This window comes from Sphingobium sp. FG11 (genome assembly GCF_057809915.1).
In genome coordinates this window covers 66,161-80,513 of record NZ_JBMDKW010000008.1, presented here as the reverse complement: position 1 = coordinate 80,513, position 14,353 = coordinate 66,161, and the positions used below count along the sequence as shown (strand labels likewise).

Genomic DNA, 14,353 nt, shown 5'->3' with positions numbered 1-14,353 from the left:
GACGCGCTTTGAAGGATAATTCGCTAGAAATAAGCATGATCTGTGCACTCGACTTGTGCGCTTCGCGGCGGCTAAGACGGTGGCATGATGAAGCTGTTCATTGGCAACAAGGCCTATTCGAGCTGGTCGCTGCGCGGCTGGCTGGCGTGCAAACTGTCCGGCCTGCCGTTCGAGGAGGTGGTCGTCCCCCTCTATGACGAGGCATGGGAAAAGCGGCGCGAGGGCGACGAGTTCGCTCCATCCTCGGGCAAGGTGCCGATCCTGTGGGATGGCGACGACATCGTCGTGTGGGACAGCCTGGCCATCGTCGAATATCTCAACGAAAAGACGGGCGGCGACAAATTCTGGCCGGCCGATCCGGCGGCGCGCGCGATGGCGCGATCGATGGCGGCCGAAATGCATTCGAGCTTCGCCGCGCTGCGCCGCGAACACAGCATGAACATCCGCCAGATTTACGCGCCGGTCCCGCCGTCCGAGCCGGTCGCGCAGGATCTCGCCCGCATCATGCAGCTTTGGGCGCAGGCGCGCGCCCGCTATGGCGGCGAAGGCGATTTCCTGTTCGGGCAGTTCGGTGCCGGCGACGTCATGTTCGCGCCGGTCGTCACCCGCCTCATCACCTATCAACTGCCCGTCGCGCGCTTCGCGCAGGCCTATATGCATGCGGTCATCGCCCATCCGTGGATGCAGGAATGGATCGGCGGCGCGCAGGCGGAGGATTGGGTAATCGACCGCTTCGAATCGCCGCCGCAAACGACCTGACGGCATTGACGCCGCACCGATAGCCCACCGCGGACAGGCAAGAAAAAGCCCGGCCGCTCAGTATCTAGCGCCGGGCCTTTTTCCGCCAGACAGCGTCAGCTTCAGCCGACGATTTCTTCCGGCTTGAAGAAGAAGGCGATTTCGGTCGCCGCATTTTCATCGCTGTCCGAACCATGGACCGAATTGGCTTCGATCGATTCGGCATAGTCCTTGCGGATCGTGCCTTCATCGGCATTGGCGGGGTTGGTCGCGCCCATGATGTCGCGGTTGCGCTTCACGGCGTCTTCGCCTTCCAGCACCTGAACGACGACCGGACCGGAGATCATGAAGGCGACCAGATCGGCGAAGAAGGGGCGCTCCTTGTGGACGCCATAAAATCCCTCGGCCTGTTCGCGGCTCATGCGGATGCGCTTGGATGCGACGATGCGCAGACCGGCATCTTCCAGCTTCTTGGTGACCGCGCCCGTCAGGTTGCGACGCGTCGCGTCGGGCTTGATGATCGAAAAGGTGCGAGTGGCGGCCATAAGCCTTTAAAACTCCGGACTGTGGGATTGAATGGCGCGCCCTTTAGACTGCGCCTTCCTATCCCGCAAGTGCGTTGATCTCAACCCGTCAGGGGCCTTGTACCCATTTGCGCCCCTCCTGCCGCCAGAAGCGCGGGCTGACATCCTCACGCCGCGACAGGCTACGCCAGTTGACGCGCGCATCCTCGATCGTGTCCGCGTCGAAGAAATAAAAGACGCGCTCGAACCCCAGCGCTTCCTCACGCCAGACTCCGTCCACGATCGCGATATGCCGCGCGCCGTTGGCAGCCTCGCAGGCGCCCGACAGCAGGATCGGCTGCGCATCCTCGCGCCCGTCGCCTGCCAGCCCGTGCGCCAGAAAACTTTCCGGCGGCCCCGCCCACAGGCACTCTGAGATGCGCGCCAGCCGCGCGGGATCGTCCGCCACCACCAGCAGCCGCTCGCCCGTGCCCAGCAGCCGCGCCGCAATAGCGGGCAGCACCTGTTCAACGGGATCGCGGCTGAGCTGGTAGAAATCGACTTGCACGGCTTTCCCCTATCGGGCGAGCATCAGCGCTCGAACTTGTCGGCCACCAGCCGGTCGATCAGCCGCACTCCATAGCCGGTCGCACCCTTGTCCCATGTCGCGCCCGGCTTGTCGGCCCACACCATCCCGGCGATGTCGAGATGCGCCCATTTGACGCCCTCGTCGACGAACCGCTTGATGAACTGCGCCGCCGTGATCGACCCGGCATAGCGCGCGCCCATATTTTTCATGTCGGCAATCGGGCTGTCGATCATCTTGTTATAGGCCTCGCCCAACGGGAAGCGCCACAGCGGATCGCCCGCCGCCTTGCCCGCCGCGATCAGATCGTCGGCAAGCGCATCGTCATTGGCGAAGATACCGCCATATTGATCGCCCAGCGCCACGATCATCGCCCCGGTCAGCGTCGCGAGATCGACGACGACGTCTGGCTTGTAGGTCTGCTGCGCCCAGGTGATGACGTCGCATAACACCAGCCGCCCTTCGGCGTCGGTATTGATGACCTCGATCGTCTGACCCGACATCGACGTCACCACATCGCCCGGCCGCTGCGCATTGCCGTCGGGCATGTTCTCGACGAGGCCGCAAATGCCCACGACATGCGCCTTCGCCTTGCGCCCCGCCAGCGCCTTCATGGCGCCGACGACCGCGCCAGCGCCGCCCATGTCCCACTTCATATCCTCCATGCCAGCGCCGGGCTTGATGGAAATGCCGCCGCTGTCGAAGGTCACGCCCTTGCCCACCAGCACCAGCGGCTTGCCCGACGCATCACCCGTGCCGTTCCATTCCAGCGCCAGGATGCGCGGCTCGCGCACCGAACCCTGCGCCACCCCGAGCAGCGCGCCCATGCCCAGATCGGTCATCGCCGCCCTGTCGAGCACGGTCAGCGTGATGCCCATGTCGGCCAGATGCCGGCACCGCTCGACGAAGCTTTCGGGATACAGGATGTTCGCCGGCTCCGACACCAGTTCGCGGGTGAAGGCGACGCCGGCAGCGACCGCCGACAAACGATCCCAAGCCGCTGCCGCATCGGCCGATACGATCGTGATCCGCGTCAGGGTCGGCTTGGCGGTCTCGGGCTGGCGCGTGCGATAGGTGTCGATCCGCCAGCTCCGCAACTGCGCGCCAAAGGCAAGCCGGGCCGCGCTTTCGCCGCCGATATTCCCCAGAAATTCGACGGCCGCATGGGTGGCGCCGCTGTTAATCAGCCGGGCCGTCAGTGCGCCGCCCGCTTTCTCCATATCCGCATCGGTTCCCGCGCCGACACCGAGCAGCAGCACCCGCACGACACGGCCGTCTTCCTCGACAAAGCTTTCGAAGCTCGAACCCGCATCGCCGCTGAAGCGGGCGGCCTGCGCGCCCGCCGCCAGCGTTGCAGCCGCAGCGACCGGGGCCGCGACGGCCGCGCCCTTGATGACGGCGAACACCAATGTGTCGGCCACGGGCCGGGACGGGCTGAATATAATGTCCATCGAGGATCCTCTTGTCAGGGCGCGGATAGTGGCGGCGTCATCGAACGGACGCGTTTATCCGCCAGATAATGCGGCTTTTCGCTTCTGGCAAAGCCGTTCGGCCGATTTTCCCGGAAAAGACGCGCGAGGACAGATTGCGGCGCGCGTCAAGCAATGCGATAGGCGAAGCGAGACGCGCCCCATCGAGCCAGACCCAGAGCCAGATCCTTTGCAGCATTCTCCCTTGTCGTTCCTGCGATCCCGCCATGCGCTGCTTGCCGGCGCGGCGCTGTCATGCCTGACGCTCGCGCCCCATGCGTTTGCCCAGCAGCTCGCGACACCGCCCGCGCCGGTCGGCGCAGCCGATGCACCCCTGCCCCAGAGCGACGACCAGATCGGCTTCGCTGCCGACGCACTCGCCTACGACAGCAACAGCGAAATCGTGACGGCCACCGGCAATGTTCAGTTGCTGCGCGACGGCAACCGCCTGCGCGCCGATACGGTGGTGTGGAACCGCACCACGGGCAAGGTCGAGGCGCAGGGCAATGTCTCCGTCACCGATCCTGATGGCAATATCGCTTATGGCGACCGCTTCGATGTGACGGATTCGCTCAAGGATGGCGCGGTCGAAAATATGCTGCTGGTCCTCCAGAAAGGCGGACGACTGGCTGCGCTGACCGGCGAGCGGGTGAACGGCATCTACACGCTGCACCATGCCGCCTATACCGGATGCGCGGTAGTGGATAATGACGGTTGTCCCAAGGAACCCACCTGGCAGATCAAGGCGGTCAAGGTCGTCTATGATCCGACGAAGGAACGCGTCACCTATACCCGGCCCCGGGTCGAGATTTTCGGTATCCCGCTCATTCCCCTGCCCGCCTTGTCCCATCCGGTCGGCGATAATGGCGGCAGCGGCCTGCTCGCCCCCAATTTCCGTTACAACAAGGCTAACGGTTTTGAGGTGATGCTGCCCTATTATTTCAAGCTCGCGCCCAATCGCGACCTTACCGTCACGCCGCACCTTTACACCAACACCCTGCCGATGATCGAAACCAACTATCGGCACCTGTGGGATCGCGGTGCTTATGAGATCACCGGCTATCTCACCTATGGCAGCCGCGTCGCCACCGGCAGCACAACGTCCGCCACTCTTCCGGCGGACTCGCAAAAGGATTTCCGCGGCTATGTCGACGCGAGCGGCAGCCTTCAGCTGACGCCCGAATGGAGTGTCAGCGGATCGATCCGCGCCACCACCGACCGTACCTTCCTGCGGCGCTATTATCTGAACGGCGACGATCGGCTGCGCTCGACCATCGGCGCGCAGCGGATCGGTGAAAACAGCTATTTCTCGGTCGCGGGCTGGGCCATCCAGACGCTGCGCGTCGGCGATTCGCAGGGGCAGATGCCGATCGCCCTGCCCGTGATCGACTATCGCCTGCGCATGAAAGACCCGCTGCTGGGCGGCCAGATCCAGTTTCAGGCGAACAGCCTGGCGATCACCCGCACGCATGGCGAAGATACGCAGCGCGCCTTCGCCGCCTTTCAGTGGGATTTGCGCAAGCTGACCGCCATGGGGCAGGAAGTGACCTTCACCACCTATCTGCGTGGCGACGTCTATCACAACAGTAACAATGATCTGGCTACCAATCCCCTCTACGCCGGCGATCCCGGCTGGAAGGCGCGCGGCATCGCCGCCGCCGCGATCGACGTGCGCTGGCCCTTCATGGGTGAGGCGTTTGGCGGGGTCCAGCGTATCGCGCCACGTGTCCAGATCGTCGCCGCGCCGAAAATCGCGAACCTGTCGGTCCCCAATGAGGATGCCCGCGCCATCGATCTGGAGGACAGCAACCTGTTCGCCCTCAATCGCTTCGCGGGCTATGACCGTTTCGAAGATTCGACGCGCGTCACCTATGGCCTGGAATATAGCCTGTCGTTGCCGGACTTCAGCCTCGAAAGCGTGATCGGGCAAAGCTATCGTCTCAATAGCCGCGAGAGCATCCTGCCCGACGGCACCGGCCTGTCCGACCGCATGTCCGACGTCGTTGGGCGCACCACGGTCCGCTACAAGAATTTCATCAGCCTCACGCACCGCTTCCGGCTGGACAAGGATCATCTCGCCGTCCGTCGCAATGAAATCGACACGACTATCGGGTCGGCGAAAACCTATGTCCAGGTCAGCTATCTGCGGCTCAATCGCAATGCGCTGGCAGCGCTGGAGGATTTGCAGGACCGGGAAGAATTGCGTTTGGGCGCGCGGGTGCAGTTCGCCCGTTTCTGGTCGGTTTTCGGCTCCACCGTCGTCGACCTTACCGACGCGAAGGAGGACCCGTTGAGCGCCGCGGACGGCTATGAGCCGGTCCGCAACCGGCTCGGCATCGCCTATGAGGATGACTGCCTGACGCTCGGCTTTACCTGGCGGCGCGACTATCAGACCACCGGCGACGCGCGAAAGGGCAGTAGCTTCCAGCTACGACTCGCTTTTCGCAATATTGGCATATAAGGATCAGCCCGCATCCCGCCGGCGCTCAGGGCCGGTTCAGGCGGCCCGGAGCATCAGCACCGGACCAGATATGAGAGTTTTGTCGAAGATGAAGCCTGCCGTTCCCTGCCTGCGTCGCCCTGGCTCCTCCGTCCGCCGGAGCGCGCGCCTGCTGTCGCTATGCGCCGCCCTGCTGGCCACCGGCATGAATGGCGCCATCGCGCAATCGGTGCCGGACGATGGCGACAGCGTGGCGACACAACAGCTTGCGCTGCCCAAGGATTTGACGGTGTTCGGCAAGACCGATCCCAATATCCGCAAGGCGACCGCGATCGTCAACGGCCGCATCATCACCGGCACCGATGTCGATCAACGGCTGGCGCTCATCATAGCCGCCAATGGTGGCAAGGTCGCGGCGGAGGAAAAGGACAGGCTGCGTGTGCAGGTCCTGCGCAACCTGATCGACGAAACGCTCCAGATTCAGGAAGCCGCCGCCAACGACATCCGGATCGGCGCGGACGAGATAAACCAGAGCTATGAGCGGGTTGCGGCCAATTTCCGCCAGTCGCCTGCGCAGTTCGAGGATTTTCTGCGCAAGCAGGGCAGCGCGCCCGCCAGCATCAAGCGCCAGATCGAAGGCGAACTGGCGTGGAGCCGGCTGCTCCGCCGCAATATCCAGCCCTTCGTCAATGTCAGCGAAGATGAAGTGAAGTCGGTGGTCGATCGCCTCAACCAGGCCAAGGGCAGCGACGAATATCGCATCGGCGAAATCTATCTGTCGGCGACGCCGGAAAACCAGCAGCAGATCGGCGCCAACGCGCACAATATCATCGACCAGATCAAGCAGGGCGGCAGCTTCGCCGCCTATGCCCGCCAGTTTTCGGAAGCCTCGACCGCTGCGGTCGGCGGGGACCTCGGCTGGGTGCGCCCGGCGCAATTGCCCGACGAACTGGCGCGCGCCGCCGCCGAGATGCAGGTCGGCCAGATCGCGGGTCCCATCAACGTGCCGGGCGGCGTGTCGATCCTCTATGTCATGGACAAGCGCAAGGTGCTGACCTCCGATCCGCGCGACGCCCTGCTCAGCCTCAAGCAGCTTGCGGTCAATTTCCCGGCGGGCACGACCGAGCAGGAAGCCGGCCAGAAGGCGGCGAGCTTCGCGACAGCGGTCAAGGAGATCAAGGGCTGCGGCCAGGCCAATGAAATGGGCGCGAAGATGGGTGCGGACGTTGTCGATAATGACAATGTGAAAATCCGCGATCTGCCGCCGCAATTGCAGGACATCCTGCTGAACCTTCAGGTCGGGCAGACCACGCCGCCCTTCGGGTCGATCAAGGAGGGCGTGCGCGTCCTGGTAGTCTGCGGTCGCGACGAGGGCGGGTCTGCCGCCGCACCCAATTACGAACAGATCATGGCGCAAATGGAAGAAGAGCGGGTTAACAAGCGCGCTCGCATCTATCTGCGCGATCTGCGGCGCGATGCGGTCATCGACTATAACTGACGCGGCCCCTGCCCCGACGGCTCTGGCGCCCTTCGCGATCCCGCTGGGCGATCCGGCGGGCATAGGGCCGGAGATCGTCGCCAAATCCTGGGTCATGCGCCAGGCGCGCGGCCTGCCGCCCTTCTTCGCGGTGGGCGATATCGCGTCCCTGCGCGCCGTCTGGCTTGGCCCGGTCGTGCAGATTTCCGCTCCGCAGGAGGCCGTGGCGGCGTTCGACACCGCTCTCCCCTGCCTGCATGTCGCCGATGCCGGGGAGATCATTCCCGGTTCGCCCGGCACGGACGGCGCGCGCGCGGCGTTTCAGGCGCTCGAAGTCGCAGTCGGCCTTGCCCGCTCTGGATCGGCCGCCGGGATCGTCACCGCGCCGGTCGGCAAGGAGCAGCTCTACGGCGTCGGCTTCACCCATCCCGGCCAGACTGAGTTCGTCGCCGAACGATGCGGCGTGTCGCCCCAGAATGCGGTGATGATGCTCGCCGGGCCATCGCTCAAAGTGGTGCCGGTCACAATCCACATCCCGCTCGCCGACGTGCCGTCGGTTCTGACGATCGACCTCATCCGCGCGCGGGCGCTCACCACGGCCAAGGGGCTGCAACGCAATTTCGGCATTGCCCGTCCCCGTCTGGTCGTCGCCGGTCTCAATCCCCATGCGGGCGAAGGTGGCGCGCTGGGGCGTGAGGAGATCGAGATCATCCGCCCGGCGGTGGAGTCCCTGCGCGACGAGGGCCTCGACATCGTCGGCCCTCTCGCCGCCGATGGCCTGTTCCACAGCCGCGCTCGTGAAACCTACGACGCGGCACTGTGCATGTATCATGACCAGGCATTGATCCCGCTCAAGACGCTGCATTTCGACGATGGCGTCAACATCACGCTCGGCCTGCCGATCATCCGCACCTCGCCCGATCATGGCACCGCCTTTGGCATCGCGGGCACGGACAGCGCCAATCCCGGAGCGATGATCGCCGCCATCCGCATGGCCGCCGATGCAGCCCGCGCGCGCCTCGCTCATGGCGGCTGAGACTCGCCCCGCGCTGCCGCCGCTGCGTGAGGTGATTGCCGCGCACGGGCTTCAGGCGAGCAAGGCGCTCGGCCAGAATTTCCTGCTCGACGAACAATTGCTCGATCGAATCGCCGCCGTCCCCGGCCCGATCCGCGATCAGCCCGCGTTCGAGGTCGGTCCCGGTCCCGGCGGCCTGACCCGTGCGATCCTGCGCGCGGGCGCACGACTCGTCGCGGTGGAGCGCGACCGGCGTTGCCTGCCCGCGCTGACCGAGCTGGAAGTCGCTTTCCCCGGACAATTGCGCGTCATCTCCGGCGACGCGATGGCGGTGGATGCCCGTGCGGAGGCGGGCGACGGCGCGCACATCATCGCCAACCTCCCCTATAATGTCGGCACCGCCTTGCTGGTGAATTGGCTTTCGGCCGACTGGACGCCGCTGCCCTGGTGGTCCAGCCTGACCCTGATGTTCCAGCAGGAGGTCGCCGAGCGGATCGTCGCTACGGCCGGCTCCGACCATTATGGTCGCCTCGCGGTGCTCGCCCAATGGCGCGGACAGGCGCGGATCGCGATGAAGGTGCATCGCAGCGCCTTTACGCCGCCGCCCAAGGTCATGTCGGCGGTGGTCCACATCACCCCGATCGCCGCGCCGGAGGGCGTTGCGCTCAAACATCTCGAACGCCTCACCGCCGCCGCATTCGGCCAGCGTCGCAAGATGCTGCGCCAGAGCCTCAAGGGCCTGCCCGGCGCACTGGATGCGCTGGAACAGGTCGGCATCGATCCGCAGCGCCGCGCCGAAACCGTCACCGTCGAGGAATTTGTCGCGTTGGCGCGGTGCTGGGGCGGCTCTTGAGGCGCATCGCCCTGTGGATCCGAACATTAAAAATCGTTTCGTATCCGGTGCTTATGTGAACCCAATCGGCGCTGCAACGTTGTGAAAGCAACAACATAGCATCGATGGAGCGTGGACGTGGCAATCGCGGTAGAATTTCCCGACGGCAGCGTGCGCAACGTCCCAGCCCAGTTGCGCGCATGCCCCTCTGGCACAGCTGCAAGCGCCCTTCCCGCTTATGAAAAAGTTCCGCTCAATTGCGATTCCCGCTGGCGCTTCGTGCGGATAGGGGGTCGCTGGCTGGCCCTGCCTCGCATGGGCGGCCTTTCCATTCTGCGCCCGGCGGCCCCGCTATGGTGGGCCGACATTGCCCAGATGCAGGATAAAGGAGAGGAAACGGGGGTCGCCAAACCTCAAAGAAACCCAACCCTTACCGCCATTCAGGAATCCGCAGCCTGAATCACGAGAGCAATTGCCCGCTCAGGGGGTTTCGGTCGGCACGGACTTGGGGGCTGGGGCCACATCCTTGACCGTCAATGCAACGGCGGGCGGCCCCTTCTGAATCGCAGCCGCCAGCTTTCCAACCACCGCACAATCGGTCTTGCACGCGCTCTGCGCCTGCGCCAGATTATCCTTCGCCTTCGCAATCGCGCCCTTCTCGACCATCGCCTCGCCCTGGCCCACAAGCGCAGCGACATCGTTAGGGTCCAGCAAAAGCGCCTCGCGATACAGACGGATCGCCTTGCCCTGCAAGCCTTGCGCCCGCGCTACCTGCGCCAGCTCGATATAGGCGGTGCGGTTGCGTGGATCGACCGCGAGCGCGCTTTCGAGCGCGTCATTCGCGCCGCTCAGATTGCCCGCAGCCCGCGCGGCTTCACCGGCTTTTTGCCATTCAAGCGACAGCGGCGCGATCTGCGCGTCGGGACGCTGCGTCAGGCCCGCGCTCGACACGGTGGTCAGGACGAGCGCACAAGCGACCGAGGCGGGGGTGAAACGCATGCAAATCTCCAGCCATGTTTCAGGCATTGATGCCGGTCGATGGTCCGGCCCCTGAGTCTCGCGCGTTTGCACGCTCTTGTCCATCATCAGTTTCCCGGCATCCGCTTCCGCCGTCCTTTCAGGACATCCGCCGCAAGCGGGCAAAGAAGAAACCATCCGTGCCATCGGCCCCCGGCGTCAACAGCAGGCCCGGCCCATGCGCCCGGCCGAGCGGCAGGGCGAGCGGCTCGGCCACCCATCCACTATGGCGCGTCAAAAACCCGTCCACCTGATCGCGCCCCTCCTGCTCGGTCAATGCGCAAGTGGCATAGACGAGCGCGCCACCGGACGCCAGCAACGGCGCGGCGAAATCCAGGATGCGCGCCTGTTCCGCGACCAGCCGGTCGAGCCGCGCCGGTGTCAACCGCCAGCGCGCTTCAGGATTGCGCCGCCATGTGCCGGTGCCCGAACAGGGCGCGTCGACCAGCACGACATCGACCTGACCGGCGAGGCTCTTGAGCGCGCCCGCCTCATGCCCCTGATCCAGCAGCAGCGTCTCGATGAAGGTCGCACCAGCCCGTTCGGCGCGCGGTCCCAGGCGCGCGAGCCGCGAGCGGATGGCGTCGGCGGCGATCAGCGCGCCCTTGCCGCCCATCGCGGCGGCGAGCGCCAATGTCTTTCCCCCCGCCCCGGCGCACAGGTCGACCACGGTCATGCCCGGCTGGACGCCACAGGCGAGCGCGATCAACTGGCTGCCCGCATCCTGCACCTCGACCAGCCCCTGCTTCCACGCGTCGCTCTGTTCGACCGGCGAGCCTTCGGGCAGGCGCAAGGCGTCTGGCACCCCGGCGATCGCGACCGCATCGGGCAGCAACAGCGCCGCATCGCCCAATGTCGCTTTCAGCCGATTGACCCGCAGATCGACGGGCGCGCGGCCCAGCAGGGCTTCCTGTTCCACCGGCGCGGCAAAAAGCGGCGCGAGCCAAGCGGGCACTGCGCCCGCCGCCGCGCCCGGCTCCTCGCTGTCGATGGGCGCGGGAGCATGGGCCGATCCGTCGAACGACGCCGCAAGCTCCGGCCGCTCGCGCGCCAGCCCGACCATCGCCGCGCGGCCGCCTTCCGGACGATCCCCGGCCCGGCGAATCGCGTCATAGACATGATCGCGCACCGCCCGGCGATCGCGCGATCCGGCATAGCGACGGGTCTTGAAATAGCGGGCGATCAGCGTGTCGGCGGCGGGACCGCCGTCGCGCGCGGATGCGATGATGGCGTCGAGTAGGTCGATCGCGGCCTGGATGCGTGCGGATGGAGTCATATCGCGGCCGATCCCTCGACCGACCAGCCTACCAAGACGTTAACGCGTCGGATAATTGGGCGCTTCCCGCGTGATGGTGACGTCGTGCACATGGCTTTCGGACAGGCCCGCATTGGTGATCTGCACGAAACGCGCGCGCTCCTGAAGATCCTTGATCGATCGGCTGCCGGTATAGCCCATCGCCGCCTTCACGCCACCGACCAGTTGGTGGATGACGTCCTTGGCCGGTCCCTTGAACGGCACCTGCCCCTCGATCCCCTCAGGCACCAGCTTCATCTGGTCCTTGATATCGGCCTGGAAATAACGGTCGGCCGAGCCGCGCGCCATCGCGCCGACGCTGCCCATGCCGCGATAGCTCTTATAGGCGCGGCCCTGATACAGGAACGTCTCGCCCGGCGCTTCGGCGGTGCCCGCCAGTAACGATCCCACCATGACGCACCCCGCGCCCGCCGCCAGCGCCTTGGCGAGATCGCCCGAGGTGCGCAGGCCGCCATCGGCGATCACCGGCACGCCATGTTTCGCGGCCTCTTCGGCGGCGTCCATGACCGCCGTCAATTGCGGTACGCCCACGCCCGCGACGACGCGCGTGGTGCAGATCGACCCCGGCCCGATGCCGACCTTCACGCAATCCGCGCCCGCGCCGATCAGCGCCCGTGTCGCTTCGGCGGTCGCGACATTGCCAGCGACGACCTGAACCTGATTCGACATGCGCTTGACCGCCTCGACGGCGGCGGACACCTGTTTGCTGTGGCCATGAGCCGTATCGATGACGATCAGGTCGCATTCGGCGTCGATCAGCGCTTCGGTGCGCTCCAGCCCCTTGTCGCCCACCGTGGTCGCGGCGGCGACGCGCAGGCGGCCGGTCGCATCCTTGGTCGCCTGCGGATAGGTGACGGCCTTTTCGATATCCTTGACGGTGATCAGGCCGACGCAATGATAGGCGTCGTCCACCACCAGCAGCTTTTCGATCCGACGTGCATGCAGCAACCGGCGCGCCTCTTCTTCGCCGACGCCAGCCTTCACCGTGGCGAGATTTTCATGCGTCATCAATTCGCTGATCGGCTGTCCCGGATGCTCGGCGAAGCGTGTGTCGCGATGGGTGACGATGCCGACCAGCTTGCCGGATTGCTCGACGACCGGAATGCCGCTGATCTTGTGCCGCTGCATCAGCATCTGCGCATCGGCGAGCGTCGCATTGGGGGTGATGGTGATGGGGTTAACCACCATGCCGCTCTCGAACCGCTTGACCGCGCGCACGGCGTCCGCCTGCTCCTCGATCGACAGGTTGCGGTGCAGCACGCCGATGCCGCCCAATTGCGCCATCACGATCGCCATGTCCGCTTCCGTCACCGTATCCATCGCCGACGACAGGATCGGGATGTTCAGCTTGATCTCGCGCGTCACAAAGGTGCTGGTGTCGGCCTGGCTCGGCAGCACATCGGATTCGCCGGGCTGCAACAGCACATCGTCGAAGGTGAGACCGAGGCGGATTTCCATGGTGCGAGCCACTTTCTGCTGCGATGGGCCGGGTCAGCGGCCGGGGATTCGTGGCGGCCCATGTAATCATTAACCCCGGCCACGGCCAGTCCCCGATCATCATTTTGTTGTGCCGGGCGGCAAGGGCCGCAATCCCTAGCGTATCGGGGCCTGATCCCACCCACCGCCGAGCACTTGGTACAGCGCAACGAGCGCGCTCAACTGGTCGGCACGCAACTGCACCAGCGCGACATCGGCCGACAGCAGCGCCCGCTGCGCGTCGAGTTGCTCCAGATAGCCGCTATAGCCCGCCTGATAGCGGTTGGTCGCATGGCGCAGCGCCTGCGCGATCGCTTCGCGCTGCGCTTCCGCAGTGGCGCGCTGACGCGACAGGCTGGCGACCGCCACCAGCGCATCCTCCACCTCGCGAAAGGCCGTGAGCGCCGCCTTGCGATAGGCGAACACCGCCTGATCGCGCCGTGCCGCCGCACCTTCCACATTGGCACGCAGTCGCCCGCCCTCGAACAGCGGCGCCAATATGCTGCCGCCCACCGACCAGAGCGTGACCGGATCGGGCAGCCCGCTGCTGAACACCGCCCCGGCCGAAGCGGACAGGTTGACGCTCGGAAGAAATTGCTTGCGCGCCGCCGACAGGCTGGCGTCGCTCGCCGCCAGCGTCCATTCGGCCTGCGCGATATCCGGGCGGCGGCGCAGCAGTTGCGACGGCACCCCGGCATCGGGCAGCGGCGGCGGGACCAGCGCCGCCAGCGCCACGCCCCGCACCACCGCGCCCGGTTCATCGCCGGCCAGCAGCCGCAACGCATTTTCCTGCCGCGCAATCGCCAGATCGACTTGCGGCAGGATCAAGGCCGCGCCCTGATATTCCGCTTCCGCCTGCCGCAACTCCAGCTGCGAGGTGTAGCCTGCCTCCGCCCGCGACCGCGCCAGCCGCAATGCCTCCGCCCGCGCCGCGATCGTTTCCAGCACCACGACGCGCCGCGCATCCAGCCCGAGCAGCGCGATATAGCCCGACGCCGCCGCCGACGCGACGCTCAGCCGCGCCGCGTCACGCGCCGCCGCACTGGCCAGCCAGGCGTTGCGCGCCGCCGAAACCTGATCCGCGATCCGGCCGAACAGGTCGACCTCGTAGGCCGCCTGAACCCCCGGCTGGGCCGACGATCCTTCCGACGCCAAACCAAGCGCCGAAACCGACCGGCTATGAGTCGCACCCGCGCTAGCACCCAATGTCGGTAACAGCGCCGCTCGCGAAAGACGCTCCTGCGCCCGCGCCTCCTGCACCCGTGCCACGGCGATGGCGATGTCGACATTATGGGCCAGCGCGCGCTCGACCAGCGCGGTCAGCACCGGGTCGCGAAATCCGGTCCACCACGCGGCATCGACGGTCTCCGCCCCGCCCGGATCGCCGCGCCAGCCAACCGGCGGAGCCACGGCGGCAGCATCCGGTCGCGGCGTCGCGGGCGCCATGCACCCGGCAAGCGCCAGCATCGGCATGAGGGCCAGCAT

Annotated in this window: 12 protein-coding genes; 5 read left to right on the top strand and 7 right to left on the bottom strand. The window is 66.0% G+C overall.

What is annotated here, in order from left to right; translation table 11 throughout:
* Positions 1-84 precede the first annotated feature (84 nt).
* Complete coding sequence (locus ACODSN_RS09090; RefSeq protein ID WP_489054785.1) at positions 85-759, top strand: glutathione S-transferase N-terminal domain-containing protein; 675 nt, start codon at positions 85-87, stop codon at positions 757-759.
* A gap of 101 nt (positions 760-860) precedes the next feature.
* On the opposite strand, the gene ndk is transcribed toward ACODSN_RS09090, so the two are convergent.
* The 3 genes from ndk to ACODSN_RS09075 form a co-directional block, all read right to left on the bottom strand.
* Positions 861-1,283, bottom strand: coding sequence for a nucleoside-diphosphate kinase (gene ndk / locus ACODSN_RS09085; protein WP_489054784.1), 423 nt, complete (start codon positions 1,281-1,283; stop codon positions 861-863).
* Between the two features lie 88 nt (positions 1,284-1,371).
* Positions 1,372-1,809, bottom strand: a complete 438-nt coding sequence (locus ACODSN_RS09080) for a DNA polymerase III subunit chi (protein ID WP_489054782.1) — start codon at positions 1,807-1,809, stop codon at positions 1,372-1,374.
* A gap of 23 nt (positions 1,810-1,832) precedes the next feature.
* On the bottom strand, positions 1,833-3,278 hold the full coding sequence (locus ACODSN_RS09075) for a leucyl aminopeptidase (protein ID WP_489054780.1): 1,446 nt from the start codon (positions 3,276-3,278) through the stop codon (positions 1,833-1,835).
* 232 nt (positions 3,279-3,510) lie between these two features.
* Between ACODSN_RS09075 and ACODSN_RS09070 the strand changes: the two genes are divergently transcribed.
* The 4 genes from ACODSN_RS09070 (at position 3,511) to rsmA (ending at position 9,081) form a co-directional block, all read left to right on the top strand.
* Positions 3,511-5,757 (top strand): LPS-assembly protein LptD, encoded by a 2,247-nt coding sequence (locus ACODSN_RS09070; RefSeq protein ID WP_489054879.1) that lies wholly within the window; start codon positions 3,511-3,513, stop codon positions 5,755-5,757.
* 88 nt (positions 5,758-5,845) lie between these two features.
* On the top strand, positions 5,846-7,234 hold the full coding sequence (locus tag ACODSN_RS09065) for a peptidylprolyl isomerase (protein WP_489054878.1): 1,389 nt from the start codon (positions 5,846-5,848) through the stop codon (positions 7,232-7,234).
* Positions 7,212-8,249 (top strand): 4-hydroxythreonine-4-phosphate dehydrogenase PdxA, encoded by a 1,038-nt coding sequence (gene pdxA, locus ACODSN_RS09060; protein WP_489054779.1) that lies wholly within the window; start codon positions 7,212-7,214, stop codon positions 8,247-8,249. The genes ACODSN_RS09065 and pdxA overlap by 23 nt, the downstream gene beginning before the upstream one ends.
* Complete coding sequence (gene rsmA / locus ACODSN_RS09055) at positions 8,239-9,081, top strand: 16S rRNA (adenine(1518)-N(6)/adenine(1519)-N(6))-dimethyltransferase RsmA (RefSeq protein ID WP_489054877.1); 843 nt, start codon at positions 8,239-8,241, stop codon at positions 9,079-9,081. Before pdxA ends, rsmA begins: the two co-directional genes overlap by 11 nt.
* Before the next feature lie 459 nt (positions 9,082-9,540).
* On the opposite strand, the gene ACODSN_RS09050 is transcribed toward rsmA, so the two are convergent.
* The 4 genes from ACODSN_RS09050 to ACODSN_RS09035 all read right to left on the bottom strand — a co-directional run bounded on the left by ACODSN_RS09050 (position 9,541) and on the right by ACODSN_RS09035 (position 14,353).
* Positions 9,541-10,059: a tetratricopeptide repeat protein gene (locus ACODSN_RS09050; protein WP_489054777.1), complete on the bottom strand. Its 519-nt coding sequence runs from the start codon at positions 10,057-10,059 to the stop codon at positions 9,541-9,543.
* A gap of 118 nt (positions 10,060-10,177) precedes the next feature.
* Entirely contained in the window at positions 10,178-11,353 is a 1,176-nt protein-coding gene (locus ACODSN_RS09045) for an RsmB/NOP family class I SAM-dependent RNA methyltransferase (RefSeq protein ID WP_489054776.1), read from the bottom strand.
* A gap of 39 nt (positions 11,354-11,392) precedes the next feature.
* Positions 11,393-12,850: an IMP dehydrogenase gene (guaB, locus tag ACODSN_RS09040; RefSeq protein WP_489054774.1), complete on the bottom strand. Its 1,458-nt coding sequence runs from the start codon at positions 12,848-12,850 to the stop codon at positions 11,393-11,395.
* 135 nt (positions 12,851-12,985) lie between these two features.
* The gene (locus tag ACODSN_RS09035) at positions 12,986-14,353 is read right to left on the bottom strand and encodes an efflux transporter outer membrane subunit (RefSeq protein ID WP_489054772.1); all 1,368 of its coding nucleotides are present in this window, start codon (positions 14,351-14,353) and stop codon (positions 12,986-12,988) included.